Origin of the sequence: Parapedobacter indicus (assembly GCF_900113765.1) — a bacterium.
Taxonomy (GTDB): domain Bacteria; phylum Bacteroidota; class Bacteroidia; order Sphingobacteriales; family Sphingobacteriaceae; genus Parapedobacter; species Parapedobacter indicus.
In genome coordinates, this window is record NZ_FOQO01000003.1 from 426,097 (window position 1) to 442,393 (window position 16,297).

Below are 16,297 nucleotides of genomic sequence, written 5' to 3' on the forward strand. Positions count from 1 at the left end.
CTCAATGAAATCGCCATTTCTATTTGGAAGAAGTGTTAGTACGGAGGGATTTACCAACCGCAAGAAGGAAATAAAACGACTGAAAAATAATTTTCAGCACGGCGTCAACACCCTATTGATCTCCCCTAGGCGATGGGGCAAATCATCGTTGGTCAAACGTGTTATCCAAGAAGTAAGCACAAAGAAACTGCGGATTGTGCAATTGGATCTATTAGGCCTACAGGATGAAGCAGAATTTTACAAAGTATTGGCAACGGCGACTATTAAAGCCACTAGTAGTAAATTTGAAGAATGGGTAGCCGCTAGTAAAGAATTCTTCAAACAATTGACCCCTAAAATCAGCCTTGGTCCTGATCCCATACACGATTTCGAAATCGGTTTTGATTGGCAAGAACTAGAAAGGAACTACCAAGAAGTCTTGAATCTACCGGAACGCATAGCCCAAAATAAAGGTATACAGTTGGTAGTCTGCATCGACGAGTTTCAAAACCTGACCAATTTCAGGAATCCATTACTTTTCCAGAAGCGTCTACGGAGCGAATGGCAGCATCACCAACGAGTATGTTACTGTCTGTACGGCAGCCAGCAGCATATGATGATGTCGTTATTCGAGCGGCAATCCATGCCATTTTACAAATTCGGAGACGTTATGTACCTGAACAAAATCGGTCGGGCGGAATGGGTTTCTTTCATTGTAAGCGCATTTGACTCAACTGGCAAGCGTATAAACGATACATTGGCTGACTATATCGCAGCTTTGGTACAAGACCATTCCTACTACGTGCAGCAGCTGTCGCATATGGTCTGGATCAGCACTGAAAAAATCGTCACACAACTTATTGTCGACGAAGCATTGGAAAATCTGCTGGAACAAAATTCCATCTTATACATGCGGGATACAGAAAGTCTTTCGGGCAGTCAATTAGCCTACCTCAAAGCGTTGGCAGACGGCGTTTCCTCGGGGTTAAGCAGCAAAGTGGTCATCGATAACTACCGATTAGGTTCGTCGGCAACAGTCGCTAAAGCTAAAAAAGCGCTCCTCAACAAAGAACTCATCGAGGTCAGAAATAATCAATCCTATTTTCTCGACCCCATGTACGAACTGTGGTTCCAACGATTTGTCCAGAGATAACTCGTCCAGACACTAGTACTCGTCAGAAAGCGTACGCTATTGAACATTGGGTGTTCGATATCGAACACTTTAATGCGAAAACACCGAAACAATAACCTCATTACTAGCTATTTATCAGTTTGGCGCAATAACTGTATTATTGCTTACGGGGTGTATGTGTCAACCGATAATACGTGCGTGACCGCACCTTTTTAAATTCGAAATAGGTAACGAAAAAGATAATGAACACCAATTACCTAAAGACCACGTTCCGCCACCTATGGCGCAATCGTCTTTTCACGGGGCTGAACGTACTGGGTCTCGCGATCGGTATCAGCGCCTGCTGGATAATCTACCGGATGGTGGAATACGAATACAGTTTTGACCAACGCTTACCAGATGCCGACCGGATTTACCAGTTAGTAAGTAAAAGTAAAGACAAAAACGGTAGGGAAGATGGGTTTGCGGGCGTCGAGAAGCCGGTAACGAACGTATTGCTCAATGACGTTTCAGGCGCCGAATTGGTGGTGCCCATGTTTTACAGGTATTACAATTCGGTATCTATGCCGGAAAACGGCAAGCAGACATCTGTCCGCTTTGACCGGGAGATTGGGCAAGTAACCACCCTACCGAGCTATTTTGATTTAATCGACTATCAATGGCTGGCTGGCGATAAGAAGACTGCACTGGATGCACCCGATCGGGTGGTACTTACCGAAAAGAAAGCGCGGGAATATTTCCCGGATCTTACTCCGGACCAAATGCTGGGAAAAACGCTTATTTACGACGATACGTTGCATAAGCAGGTTTCGGGAGTGGTGGCAGCACTTGATTACACGAACAGTTTCAATCGGGACAATACCGAATTTATGCGAATATCCGAAGCCGACCTGAACGAAGGCTCTTGGGGAGGCATGAGTTCCAATGATTTGGTGTTTGTAAAAGCCCAGCCAAATACCGACCCCCAACACATCGTAGACCAAGTGAATGTATTTTGCCGGAAATTCAATGCGGAGCAATTTGCCCAATATAACTTTGAGCGCTGGTATGGGCTACTTCCCTTACTAGAAAGGCATTTCGCCACGAACTATGGGGCGCAGACACGCACCGTGAATAAAAACGTTCTCTACGGACTGATCGCAGTGGGCACCTTTTTATTGATATTGGCCTGCATCAATTACGTCAACCTCAGCACCGCGCTTCTACCCCAGCGTTCGCGGGAAATCGGTATCCGAAAGACACTCGGCAGCACGGCCGGCAGCCTCATCAGGCATTTCATTGGTGAAACTTTTGCCGTGACACTCTTTGCCCTCGCGCTTTCTTTTCTGCTTACGTTCGTGGCCAGCAAGGTGTTTTCCGTATTCCTACCCGAAGGTATGTTCGATTATGTGAACTATCGCGGTATGCTGCTATTCGTACTGGCATTGATTGCGGTTATTTCGCTGCTATCCGGCTTGTACCCTGCTTTCTTACTGACCAAGGTCAGTACGGTTAATGTATTGAAGGGCCAGACAGCGGAAACTGCGGGTCGTGGCCGATTGTCGCTTCGCAAAGGATTGATTGTCTTTCAGTTTTTGGTCGCCCAGGTCTTCATCATTTCGGCCGTCATTATGGGACAGCAGCTCCAGTATACGCTGAATAAAGACCTCGGGTTCAACAAAGAAGCGGTTGTCACGGTTGATGTACCGTACAAAACATACAACCGACCTGAGAATAAAGACAAGGAATTTGTACTGGCCAATGAACTTAAACGGCTGCCCGGATTTACAGGTGTAGCCCTAGGTGACCGTCCCATGGACAACCGGATGATGAGTAATGTACATAGCTATTTCCGGGACACGGTGGAAATCCAAAAAGCCCTGCATATGAAGATGGCAGATACGGCTTACTTACGTGTTTATGGGTTGAAACTTCTAGCAGGACGCAACATACGTCCTTCAGACACCATCAACGAATTGATCATCAACGAAAAAGCGCTAGAAATATATGGATTTTCTTCGCCCAGCGAAGCCATCGGCGAGGTGCTCGTAACCCCATACAATGGACAATCCTACCCCATCGTAGGTGTAGTGGCCGATTTCCATCCGATGGGACTACGATCGGAAATCCCACCAACCGCCATTGCATCAGCTAAAGACAGATTACATACGTTTACGATCAAATTGCCCAGGGATCCGGCACAGTGGCAAGCGGCGATTCAAATCATCGAAAATGAATGGAAAAAAGTTTACCCGGGTGTTCCTTTTGAATATCGCTTTTACGACAAATTCATTGAAGAATACTATGAAAGTGATCGCAATACCCAAAAATTGATACGGGCTGCTACCGGCATTACCATCTTCATCAGTTGCCTCGGCCTGTTCGGATTGGCGACACTCACCGCTTTCCAACGGACAAAAGAAATTGGAATACGCAAAGTCCTCGGAGCCACTGTGTCTGGCATTGTAGGGTTGCTATCGAGGGATTTCTTAAAATTAATATTGATTGCTGTCGTCGTTGCTTCGCCCATTGCCTGGTGGCTGATGAATAAGTGGTTGGAAGATTTTGTATACCGTATCAACATCCAGTGGTGGATGTTTGCATTGGCGGGTGTGGCAGCCGTGGCCATTGCCCTGCTTACTGTAAGTTGGCAGGCGATACGGGCGGCGATGGCTAATCCGGTGGATAGTCTGCGAGATGAGTGATGTTTGAGCCTATTGCTTCCCGACTGGATCTGGGGTGCTGCGCTACCATCTCCTAGGCCGGGGCCGCAACGGGCTAAAAACAAATGAGAAGAAAAGAATGGAAGAGGAAAAGAATGTGGGAAGAAAAGGTTGCTGATCGTTAAAAGTCATAATCATGATAAAAAACCTCTTACTGGTTGCATTGCGCAACTTCAAACGCGACAAGTGGTACAGCCTGCTGAACATTCTCGGGCTAACGATCGGCATCACATTCAGCCTGTTCCTGATTTTTTACATTCAGGACGAACTCAGTTACGACCGCTATCATGAAAAAGCGGACCGTATATTCCGCGTAGAATCCTACATCAAAGAGCCGGAAAAAGACACGTTGAAGTGGGTATCTACGCCTTTCCCCATGGCTCCTGCATTGAGCAAAGACTATCCTGAAGTAGAAGAGGCTGTCCGATTGGTGGGTAATGGAAATATATTATACAAAAAAGGTGAGTTAAGCCTCTATCAAGATAAGGTTTTTTTCGCGGATAGCAATGTGTTCCGCGTTTTTACACACCCCTTCCTTGAAGGAGATCCAAAGACAGCATTGGTAGCGCCCAATTCCATGGTGCTGACACAGTCGGTTGCTGAAAAGTATTTCGGTAAGGCCGGGGGCTACGTCGGCAAATCACTGGAGAACACCAACGGAGATGTATATAAAATAACCGGTGTAGTAGAAGACGTTCCCAAAAATTCACATATTATCTTCAATGTCTTAATTTCAAGAAGTTCGCTGCCTGCGGATTTTGCGAATAATTGGGGCGGCTTCGGTTTCAACACTTATGTGTTGCTCAAACCCCAGACCAACGCCGCATCCTTTGAACAGAAATTGTTGCCGATGTATGATAAATACCTGGCTTCCATTTTTGCACAGTTCCAAATCAAGATTCGGTTTGGGATCCGGCCGATCACAGCCATCCACCTTCACTCAGACATGGAGGGAGAACCAGAAGAACTGGGGAACATCTCGTACATCTATATCTTTTCTGCGGCTGCCTTTTTCATGTTATTGATCGCCTGTATTAATTACATGAATCTCACGACAGCCCGTTCGGCCAGGCGTTCAAAAGAAATCGGTATACGGAAGGTTACCGGTTCTTCCCGGTGGCAGTTGATTTCGCAGTTCCTCGTTGAATCTATATTGACCGCGTTGTTTGCGTTACTGTTGAGCCTCGGACTTATTGCATTGCTTTTGCCTGTATTCAATTCATTGTCTGGCAAGTCCATTTCATTTGATACGCTATTACAGGCCCGCACGCTGCTGACGATATTGGCTGTCGTTGTATTCGTCGGATTGATGGGAGGAAGTTATCCCGCACTTTACCTTTCAAAATTCAATCCGGTGAGTGTATTGAAAGGGAGTCTTTCCAAAAGTTCCAGCAACGTCACCCTCCGCCGTGCACTGGTTGTCGTTCAGTTTTCCATTTCGATCATCATGCTCATCTGCACGTGGGTGGTATATAACCAATTGGCGTACCTCCGCTCGAAAGACCTGGGGTTTAATAAGGATCAGGTATTGACGGTAACTGCCAATTCGCAGCGTGATGTACGCAGCAAGATTCTTTCATTCAAAAATGAAATGCGCCAAAACCCCCAGGTGCTGGCCGTCAGCACATCGCAAGCAGTGCCTGGGGCGAACATCAACTTTAATCTGTTCACCGTCGAATCCAAAAGCGGGTTTGTCGATAAGGGAGTCTTTACCTATGGTATCGATGAAGACTACTTCAATACCCTGGGTATGGAAATCGTGCAGGGCAGGAACTTTTCGGGATTATCGGATACGCTGCGTAGCATCATCGTTAACGAGCGTATGGTAAAGGAATTTGAATGGGGTGAAAACGCCATTGGGAAAACAGTAAAGTTTCCGGGCGACACCTCGGGTAACTCTTTGGAAGTAGTGGGTGTGGTTAAAGACTTCAATCAACAGTCGCTGTATAATCCGATTGCATCATTGATTCTCTTTTATCGGCCCAATAGCAACAATATCCAATTAAAACTGGATCCGCGCAACATTCCGGCTACAGTTGCTCGTGTGGAACAATCGTGGAAGGCGCTTTTTCCCGAGTTACCTTTCCAGTACACGTTCCTCGACCAGGATTTCGACTCGCAATATGCGGCTGATCAGAAGCGGGGCAAACTGTTTACAACATTTTCTGTGCTAACCGTACTTGTTACCTGTCTCGGGTTATTGGGGCTCATCGCGTTTATCACGGAACAACGACAAAAAGAAATCAGTATCCGTAAGGTACTGGGCGCAAGTGTGGGTCGGATCATTCCATTAATTACCGGAAATTTTGTGGTATTGGTTGGTCTTGCATGCTTGATTGCATTCCCTGTTGCGTGGTATTTTATGGATAAGTGGTTACAGTTATTTACGTACAATACAGGACTATCCGTCATGCCATTCCTGTTATCGGCCATTGCCGTATTGGTGATGACAATGGCAACGGTGTTGTTTCATACCATCCGGGCGGCAACGGCCAACCCGGTGAATAGTTTACGGGATGAGTGATGGTTAGTTTAAGGGTAAAGAGAGCTAAATGTCTAACGAAATGATCAGGAACTATTTCAACATCGCATGGCGTAATCTCGTCAAAAACCGGAAATCGTCGTTCATTAACATCCTCGGATTGGCGATGGGAATGGCTGTCTTCATCTTGATTGCCTTATGGATATGGAATGTCCAAACCTATGACCGTTACCACCGGAACCACGACCGCATTGGGCAGATCTGGCAGACACAGGTTTTCAACGGTGAGGCGATAACGGGTCCTGCCGTGCCACTGCCGTTGGAAAACGAGTTAAAAACCAATTACGGCAACCACCTTGAGCACGTCGTTATGGCATCCTGGGTAGGTAGCCACGTATTGTCGCATCAAGACAAACACCTTTCACATAGCGGCATTTATATGGATACCGATGGACCGCGAATGCTCACGCTGGACATCCAATCGGGAAGCATCGATGGCCTTGACGCCCCAAACAGCATCATGCTCGCTGAATCCACCGCTAAAGCATTTTTCGGCGATGATGATCCCATCGGTCAGGTAATGAAAATAGACCAAGCACTGGATGTACAGGTTACGGCAGTCTATAAAGATTTACCCTATAATACCACATTCAGGGATCTGAAATTCATCGCTCCCTGGTCCTTGTACCTATCCTCAGAATCCTGGTTTAAGCGGGCTGCCACCGATTGGGCCGATAACTCTTTCCAATGCTTTGTCGAGCTATCCGATGATGTCTCATTTGAGCGGGCCAACGCTGCCGTAAAGGACGCCAAGTTAAAGAAGGTGTCGCCGGAAGAACAGACACGGTTTCAAGCCAAGCTGATCATCCATCCCATGAACGACTGGTACCTTTACAGTACCTGGAAAAATGGAAAAGCCGTGGGGGGCGTCATCGAATACGTCAACCTGTTTGCCATCATCGGGCTATTTGTGCTGGCACTGGCCTGTATCAACTTCATGAATCTCAGCACGGCACGGTCGGAGCGTCGGGCCAAGGAAGTGGGCATCCGCAAAACCGTTGGATCGCCGAAAAGACTGTTGGTTGCCCAATTCCTGAGCGAGTCAACGCTTATTGCCATCGTCTCTTTTGCCTTTTCTCTGCTGTTGGTCTTCATTGCGTTGCCCTGGTTCAACGAGGTGACCGATACGCAATTGGCTATTCCCTGGACAAATGGCATATTTTGGGGTGCCGGGCTGGTATTCACAGTACTGACCGGACTGATTGCAGGCAGCTATCCGGCATTTTACCTCTCTTCGTTTAACCCACTTCGCGTATTGAAAGGTACCTTCAAAGCCGGGCGATTGGCCAGCTTGCCACGGAAAATGCTGGTCGTGGTCCAGTTTACGATATCATTGGCGCTGATTATCGGTACCCTGATCGTTTTCCGGCAAATCCAGCATACCAAAAACCGGCCTGCAGGATATAACCGAGAGCGATTGGTAATGGTAGAAATGGCCACTCCCGATTTCTACGGTAAGTTCGATGTATTGCAGCATGCGCTCAAGGAGAAGAACCTGATCGTTGAAATGGCCGAATCGTCCAGTCCGCTCACCGCAGTGTGGTCCAATAGCAGTGGTTTCGAGTGGCAAGGTAAGGACCCTAACCTGACGACCGACTTTGGTGTTGTCAAGGTAACACATGACTACGGCAAAACCATCTCGTGGCAATTGGAAAGCGGGCGGGACTTTTCCCGGGACCATTCAACCGATTCTGCCGGGTTTATTCTCAATCAGGCGGCTGTTCAGTTTATGGGGATCGATGAGCCTGTCGGAAAAACGGTACGATGGGGCAATCGGGATTACCGCATCATCGGCACCGTCCAGGATGTAGTCATGAGTTCACCCTTCCAACCTGTTAAACCCACGGTTTACTTGTTGGATTATGAAAATGTCAACTGGATGATCTTCCAACTGAACCCCGGATTAGCCACCACAACTACGTTGGCTGGCATGGAGGAAGTATTTCGGAAAATTATTCCCAACGCACCATTTGCCTATCAGTTCGCTGACGCAGAATATGCATCTAAGTTTGCTATTGAGGAACGTATTGGCAAGGCAGCAACGCTATTTGCCATTTTTGCTATTGTAATAAGTTGCCTCGGTGTATTTGGCTTGGCGTCTTTCGTGGCTGAACAGCGAACTAAGGAGATTGGCATTCGGAAAGTAGTTGGCGCATCCGTCTTCCAGTTGTGGAGACTATTGTCTACTGATTTTCTGATACTGGTGTTGATTGCCTGCTTTGTAGCCAGTCCGGTTGCATATTATGCGCTTGACAACTGGTTACAACAATACGCTTACCGGACAAGTATCCCTTGGTGGATTTTTGGCTTCGCAATCGCAGGGGCGCTGGTACTGACCCTGTTGGTTGTCAGCTTTCAAACGTTCAAAGCCGCCCGATTGAATCCGGTGGATAGTTTACGAGATGAATGAACTGAAAACAACATGATAACGAACTACTTCAAAACCACCTGGCGCAACCTGATGAAGAAAAAGGCCTTTTCTTTCATCAACATCCTTGGCCTGACCATCGGCATTACCGTGTGCCTGATGATTTTTGTTTACATCGTAAACGAGTTCAGCGTAGACCGTTTCCATGTTAACAACGATCGGATTTACCGTGTAATGCGTGGAGTAGGAATCGAAGGAGGCCAACAGAGCATCGTGGCTTATCTTTCGGGGCCTTATGCACCCGCCTTATCAAACGACTTCAGCGAGGAAATCGAAGAAATCGTCCGTGTAAACCCCACCGAAGGTTTGGTCACCATTGGCGATCGTTCTTTCCGGGAAAAACGGATATACGATGTGGACTCCAATTTTTTCAACCTGTTTTCTTTTTCGCTGGTACAGGGCGATGCCACCACGGCATTGAGTGATCCTACCAGCGTGGTCCTTACGGAAAGTACGGCGAAGAAGTATTTCGGGAGCGCTGATAAGGCAATGAACCAACTGATCGAGCTCGACAAAACGTTGCAGCTCAGAGTCACCGCTATTGCCAAAGATGTACCTTCCAATTCACACCTCGAATTTGACCTGCTTGTTCCCCTGGCGAACTACCAGGCTTCAAACCTGATGAATGTATGGATTAACAACGGACTCTACACCTACGTACGACTTGCACCCAACGTTACGGAAGGTCAGCTTGAAAACCGCTTTCCCGAGTTTATGGAAAAATACATGGGGCACGATATGAAAGAATACGGATACCGGTTTTCGCTTTCGCTGACACCGTTGAAAGATGTTTACTTTGAGCGCTTCTCTTTTGATCAGGCTAAACATGGCGACAAACAGGTGGTTTATATCTTCATCTCGGTCGCCCTGTTGATCTTACTCATTGGCTGTATCAATTATGTAAACCTCTCCGTGGTCCAGTCAGTCGACCGATCCAAGGAAGTAGGACTACGAAAGGTACTTGGTGCACAGCGAAAAGGATTGGCTTGGCAATTTATTGGTGAATCGGTGTTGTTGACATTTATGTCGTGCATCCTATCCATTGGCCTGTTGACGATGCTATTACCGGGCTATAATCTGTTATTGGGTTATCCCTTGACTGTTAACTGGGGTACTTGGCCCATTTGGACGTTCCTCGCCGGTGTAGTCGTCGTTGTCGGCTTTCTCGCTGGTAGCTATCCCGCTCTTTTCCTCTCCTCCTTTTCGCCGGTACAAGCGCTAAAGGGTAAACTGCGCGTCGGCAAAGGAGGTACCGTGTTCAGGGAGGGATTGGTTATTTTCCAGTTCTGCATCTCGATTTTCCTTATCATCGGTACCATCGTCATCGCTAAGCAGCTGTACTATGTCAAAAACAAGCAACTCGGCTATCATGCCGAACAAGTCGTTATCGTCCGTATTGATAACGACGATTTTTATGTAAACCGAAATCGGTTTAAAAATGCGCTTCAAGGAGAGCCCTCGGTGGTTTCTGTTTCCCTGATGTCCGGAGAGCCCGGCGGCTTTTTCGACGGACAGATGTTCGAAGTGGAGGAACATACCGAGAAACGGCGAAGCCGATCCGAGTTTGCCGATTTCGAATTTGTCGAAACGATGGGGTTGACCCTCATCGCCGGCAGAGACCTTTCGCCCGAATACCCCACCGACAGTACGGCTGCTGCATTGATTAACCGGACTGCTGCCGCCAGTTTCGGCTGGACCCCCGAGCAGGCCATTGGCAAATGGATCAGAAATACGATCCGTGATAGCGAACGAAGACACATCGTTGGGGTAGTAGAAGACTTCAACTTTTTGTCGCTCAAGGAAAATATTGAACCGCTTATCATTGCGCCGTATCCCGATCATCGCGTAGCATTGGTCAAAACCATCGGTGGAAACATTAAGCAAAGCCTCGCCGCCATCAAACAGGCTTACGAGCAGGCCGTACCCGGATATCCGTTTGCATACGAATTCCTCGACCAACAGTTTGATGAACTGTACCGGACCGACCTCAGGCAGCAGCGGCTATTGACCATTTTCGCCGGTTTGGCTATTTTTATTGCCTGCCTAGGTTTGTTCGGCCTTGCCTCCTTCACCACTGTGAAACGCTTCAAGGAAATCGGGGTACGCAAAGTGTTGGGTTCGTCGGTTACGGGTATTATCGTACTGCTTACCCGCGGACTCCTGCGGCCGGTACTTGTCGCCACGTGTATCGTTATTCCCGCCAGCTATCTCGCCATGAACCATTGGCTGCGCGACTTTGCATACCGTACGACGCTGGATTGGTGGGTTTTTGCCCTGGCGGCAGTTGTGACGTTTGTCATTGCACTGCTGACCGTGGGAATGCAAGCGCTAAAAGCCGCAATAGCCAATCCCATTGATAGTTTAAGGGATGAATAGGACCTAAAAACAGATGACATCGATAAGACGAACCTACTATGTTAAAAAATCACATTAAAAATGCTTTTCGGCACCTGTGGCGAAACAAACTGTTCACCGCATTGAATATTCTCGGTTTGGCCATCGGCATCAGTGCCTGTTGGGTAATCTACCGCATCATTGATTACGAATTTAGCTACGATGTGCAATTGACCAAGAGCCAACGTATCTATAAAGTCATCAGCGCATTCAGCCGGGAAGGCAAGGAATCCCGCATGGGAGGTGTATCCGCGCCGCTGCATCAGGGTATCGCGGAAGAAATTACCGGAATGGAACATGTGGTTCCGGTGTTTGGCCAATGGGTAAACAGCGTGGAAATCGAACGGAAAAACCAGGAAGTCTTCATCAAGGAAGATCCCGACCAAATCGCTGCGACCACCCCATCTTATTTCGCTATGTTACCCTACAGATGGATTGCGGGTGATAAGCGTACGGCATTAGATGCCCCTGAAAGCGTTGTCCTTACCCAGAGCCGGGCCAGCCTATATTTTCCCAACATCCATCCGGAGGACATTCTCCGTCAAACGATTACGTACTATGGACGCGATACGGTCACACGGACGGTCACGGGGATCGTAGCCGACTATTATACCCCGTCCGAATTTACCACCCAGGAGTTTTTCGCATTGCCTAAAACAGCTTACGAAAGCTACATGTGGACCAATACCAACGGCAGCGACAGGCTCTATCTGCAGTTGGCCGATGGCGTAAATGCCCGTGCGAAACTACGCGAAATCAATGAACTCGATGCCCGCCATTGGAGTGCCTTTGAAGAAGAGCGCAAGAGCCAAGGAAATACGAACGTGCCCAAACGAGGGCGGTCATACGAATTGTTGCCTATAAGAGATGCCCATTTCGCCACGCATGTTGCTGATTACGGTGTGAGCAAAACCAGTAAGCCCGTTCTATACGGACTGATCGGCATCGGCGTCTTCTTGCTCGTCCTTGCTTGTATCAATTATGTCAACATGAGCGTGGCGCAGATCCCACAACGGGGCAAGGAAATTGGTGTACGGAAGACCCTTGGAGGAGGTGTCTGGCAATTGATTGGCTTGTTTTTAAGCGAAACCTTGATCACTGCCGTTGTTGCCTCAATCTTCGCGTTTGCATTTGGTAGGCTGGCGTTCTGGGGGCTGGCCGATATTATTCCCGTGGGTGTAACGCCAACGGATGGTATCGGATTACTGATCGGTTTCATGCTTGGCCTTGTCGTACTCATTACGTTATTCGCGGGACTATACCCCAGCTGGCTAATCACCCGGGTGAAAACGGTAGATGTATTCAAAAATTTCTTTTCGACGGCTACGCCCGCACGTCGTTTTTCACTCCAACAGGTATTGATTGTATTCCAATTTACCATCGCGTTGGTATTTATCATCAGTGCAATTATTGTCGGCACACAATTGCGTCATACCCTGAGGGCCGACATGGGCTTCAACAAGGATGCCGTTGTATTGGTTAATGTACCTTGGAAATATCTATCAGACCCTCGCTACCAAGACAAACAGTTCACGCTGCTCAATGAACTTAGGCAGCTGCCGGGTATCGAAAAGGTTGCTTTGGGAAGTGCTCCCTTGTCATCCGGTTATTCGTCGAGCCCCTTTGGGTATGCGCCGGACGGAAAGAATCCGGTTGAGATCACCGGATACAAAAAGTTCATCGACACGGCCTTTTTGGATCTTTACCAAATGGATCTGCTGGCTGGCAGAAACATACGGGCATCGGATACGATCGCTGAATTCATCATCAATGAAACGGCGGCCAGCGCATTTGGATTCAAGACACCCGATGAAGCGATTGGCAAATTCATCGGCCAGCGGGGGAATGCCAAACAAGCAATCGCCGGGGTGGTAAAGGATTTCCATACACAGGATTTCTATACACCGATCACACCGGTGATCCTCGCAACAGAAAAGCCGAGTCTCACCACATTTAATATCAAAATGGACAGCTACGATCCTGCCCGCTGGCAAGCGACGCTGAAGGCTATCGGTGAGGAATGGGCCGCTTTCTATCCTGCTGAAACTTTCCAATATCGGTTTTACGATGAAACGTTGGAGGCGATGTATAAACAGGAACGACAGATCGGTAGGCTCATTAATTTGGCAACCATCATCACGATCCTCATCAGTTGCCTCGGCCTGTTTGGCCTGGCTACGCTTACGGCTTTCCAGCGTACCAAGGAAATCGGCATCCGAAAGGTGCTTGGTGCAACGGTAACAAGCGTCTTGGGCTTACTGTCAAAAGATTTCGTGAAGCTGGTATTGATCGCCATTGTCATCGCTTCGCCCATTGCCTGGTGGGCCATGAACAAGTGGCTGGCTGACTTTGCCTATCGTATCGATATTCAATGGTGGATGTTTGCATTGGCTGGATCGGTAGCTGTAGTGATCGCGATGCTTACCGTGGGTTGGCAAGCAATCCGTGCGGCGGTGGCCAATCCGGTCGAGTCGTTGCGGGATGAGTGACGTTTTAGCCTGTTGCGCGACCTCTGGATTCAGGGCGCTACGCTACCGTATCCTAGGCCGTCTTCGCAACAGGCTAAAACAGGAAGTGATGGAAGGAGATAGCGGGTGAAAGATTTTATAGAACACGAATGAAAGTGACAAAGAACAATGACCGTCCTTTCTAAGTACTAACTACTAAAAAATGCTGAAGAACTATTTCAAAACGGCTTGGCGAAATTTGATCCGAAACAAGGGTTTCGCAGCGATCAACTTGTTGGGGATGACCATTGGAATGACCTGCACCATACTCATTTTGCTTTGGGTGCGAAGCGAGGTTAGCTATGACAAATTCCACGAAAATTATGATGATATTTATACGGTCATTGCCAACCGGGATTTCAACAACCGCGTATTTACCGACTACAACATGGTATTGCCACTTGCCAGCGCACTGGAAAATGCCAGCCCCCAAATCAAACACGCGGTGGTAACGACACAGGGATACGATATCACACTCCGCTACAACGATGTGCTGCTTCAACAAGGCAGCTATACCGTAAGCGAGCATTTCTTTGACCTATTTTCCTGGAATTTCCTAAAAGGAAATCCGGCAACTGCCATCAAGGATCCCTCTTCCGTGGTGCTCACGCAGTCCGCGGCGAAAGCCATATTTGGTAACGCAGATCCGATTGGTAAAACCATTACAGTTGTAGAGGAAAGCAGGGAACTAACAATAACCGCAGTGGTGGCCGATCCGCCAAATAACTCCAGTTTCCAATTCGACCTTATCCGCCCTTTCAATTATTCCGATGCCGATGTCCGGCGGATGATGAACAACTGGAACGGTTCAAGTTGGCGGGTGTATGTGCAGGCGGTACCGGGCGCGGATATGCAGCAAATTGACCATGCCATCAATACCATAAAAAAACAACACGACCCGTACGACAAGGGCAGTACATATTTTACGTTCCCAATGCGTAAATGGCGACTTTACAGCGAATTCAGGGATGGAATAAATGTCGGTGGCATGATTGAATATGTTCGGTTATTTACGATTATTGCCGCCATCATTTTGATGATCGCCTGCGTAAATTTCATGAACCTTTCTACGGCGAGGTCAGAAAAAAGGGCTAGGGAAGTGGGTGTACGAAAAACCATGGGCAGCGGGAAAACACCATTGATTCTACAGTTCTTTTGTGAATCGACGATCCTGGTACTGATCGCTTTCTTCCTTTCCATCTTCATGGTATATGCATTGTTGCCAGCATTCAATACACTGGTAGCTAAAGACCTTTCATTGGACATCAGCCAGCCTTATTTTTGGTTGGGTGCGTTGGCAATCGTCCTCCTTACGGGAATCATTGCTGGCAGCTATCCGGCACTGTACCTCTCTTCCTTTAATCCGGTTAAGGTATTGAAGGGCACATTTCTTACAGGTAGCAATGCGGTGTTGCCAAGACATTTGCTGGTGGTGGGCCAATTTGTAATTTCGTTCCTATTAATCTCTGCGACGATTATTGTGTATCAACAATTACAATATGTTAAAGACCGGGATATGGGCTATAATCCGGATAACCTCGTTATGATTACATCAACGGATGATACAGAGAAAAACTTCGCTGTGATCAAACAGGAACTAATAGCAAGCCAATTGGTGCAGGCTGTCACACGTTCGAGCTCGCCCATTACGCAGGTATGGTGGAAATCAGGTGCACCGGACTGGAACGGGAAGCCGGCCGATTTCAATTTGATCGTGTCGGGAATCCGAACAGATGTGGATTTCACTAAAACCATGGGGATCAACATGCTACAAGGTCAGGACTTCAGTGGAATGCCCTCCGATTCGAGTGCTATCTTGCTCAATCGGTCTGCTGTGGAAGCGATGGGGCTGAAAGACCCGATTGGCATGGAAATGCGTTTCGGCGACGAAAAATATCATGTCATCGGTGTTACCGAAGACATCATCATGGAATCTCCGTATCAACCGGTAGATCCGATGTTAACCTTTTATAATCCAAACGCTACGGGGGTAATATCCCTACGTTTGGCCGACGGGGTGCAGCCGCAGCAGGCTTTACCCCTCATCGAATCCGTATTCAAAAAATACAATCCGGCCTATCCGTTCAACTATCAATTTGCCGATGAAGAGTTCGGGAATAAGTTCCTGACAGAAGAGCTAATCAGCAAGATTACGAACCTATTTGCCAGCTTAGCGATCTTTATCTGCTGCATCGGTCTGGCCGGTTTGGCCTCCTTTATGGTTGAAAAACGTTTCAAGGAAATCGGTATTCGAAAAGTCTTGGGCGCCTCCGTACAGCAGGTTATACTGCTGATATCGAGCCAATTTATGAAACTGGTACTTATAGCTTTCGCTATCGCAGCTCCCCTCACTTGGTGGCTCATGCACAACTGGCTAGAAAATTATACGTTCCACATCGAAATATCGGTTTGGGTGTTCGTTATCGTGGGTTTGGTTATCCTTTGCATTGCATTGACTGTGGTGAGTCTGAATGCTGTTCGTGCGGCTACGACCAATCCGGTGGAGAGTTTGAGAGACGAGTAATTGTCGGCTAGTTTCCGATGGAACTGCCGGAAGATATACATGAAAACGGAAGAAGCAAAAAGGAAAAATTAAAAAAAGGCTGCAAGCGG

General features: G+C 47.8%; 7 protein-coding genes. All 7 read left to right on the plus strand.

Annotation, left to right across the window (positions count from 1 at the left end):
* The first annotated feature begins 4 nt into the window (after window positions 1–4).
* Window positions 5–1,132 (plus strand): AAA family ATPase, encoded by a 1,128-nt coding sequence (locus tag BMZ56_RS08285; protein ID WP_177195085.1) that lies wholly within the window; start codon window positions 5–7, stop codon window positions 1,130–1,132.
* Window positions 1,133–1,353: 221 nt separating this feature from the next.
* Window positions 1,354–3,795: an FtsX-like permease family protein gene (locus BMZ56_RS08290; RefSeq protein ID WP_090626095.1), complete on the plus strand. Its 2,442-nt coding sequence runs from the start codon at window positions 1,354–1,356 to the stop codon at window positions 3,793–3,795.
* A 154-nt stretch (window positions 3,796–3,949) separates the two neighbouring features.
* Window positions 3,950–6,337, plus strand: coding sequence for an ABC transporter permease (locus BMZ56_RS08295; protein ID WP_090626096.1), 2,388 nt, complete (start codon window positions 3,950–3,952; stop codon window positions 6,335–6,337).
* Window positions 6,338–6,377: 40 nt separating this feature from the next.
* Entirely contained in the window at window positions 6,378–8,765 is a 2,388-nt protein-coding gene (locus tag BMZ56_RS08300) for an ABC transporter permease (protein ID WP_090626268.1), read from the plus strand.
* Window positions 8,766–8,777: 12 nt separating this feature from the next.
* Entirely contained in the window at window positions 8,778–11,159 is a 2,382-nt protein-coding gene (locus BMZ56_RS08305) for an ABC transporter permease (protein WP_090626097.1), read from the plus strand.
* Window positions 11,160–11,197: 38 nt separating this feature from the next.
* Complete coding sequence (locus tag BMZ56_RS08310; RefSeq protein WP_090626098.1) at window positions 11,198–13,666, plus strand: ABC transporter permease; 2,469 nt, start codon at window positions 11,198–11,200, stop codon at window positions 13,664–13,666.
* A gap of 181 nt (window positions 13,667–13,847) precedes the next feature.
* Window positions 13,848–16,208, plus strand: a complete 2,361-nt coding sequence (locus BMZ56_RS08315; RefSeq protein ID WP_090626099.1) for an ABC transporter permease — start codon at window positions 13,848–13,850, stop codon at window positions 16,206–16,208.
* The last annotated feature ends 89 nt before the right edge of the window (window positions 16,209–16,297 follow it).

Coding starts and splice junctions, on each gene's coding strand:
- BMZ56_RS08300 (WP_090626268.1), top strand. CDS start 6,378: ATGATCAGGAACTATTTCAACATCGCATGGCGTAATCTCGTCAAAAAC.
- BMZ56_RS08295 (WP_090626096.1), top strand. CDS start 3,950: ATGATAAAAAACCTCTTACTGGTTGCATTGCGCAACTTCAAACGCGAC.
- BMZ56_RS08315 (WP_090626099.1), top strand. CDS start 13,848: ATGCTGAAGAACTATTTCAAAACGGCTTGGCGAAATTTGATCCGAAAC.
- BMZ56_RS08305 (WP_090626097.1), top strand. CDS start 8,778: ATGATAACGAACTACTTCAAAACCACCTGGCGCAACCTGATGAAGAAA.
- BMZ56_RS08310 (WP_090626098.1), top strand. CDS start 11,198: ATGTTAAAAAATCACATTAAAAATGCTTTTCGGCACCTGTGGCGAAAC.
- BMZ56_RS08290 (WP_090626095.1), top strand. CDS start 1,354: ATGAACACCAATTACCTAAAGACCACGTTCCGCCACCTATGGCGCAAT.
- BMZ56_RS08285 (WP_177195085.1), top strand. CDS start 5: ATGAAATCGCCATTTCTATTTGGAAGAAGTGTTAGTACGGAGGGATTT.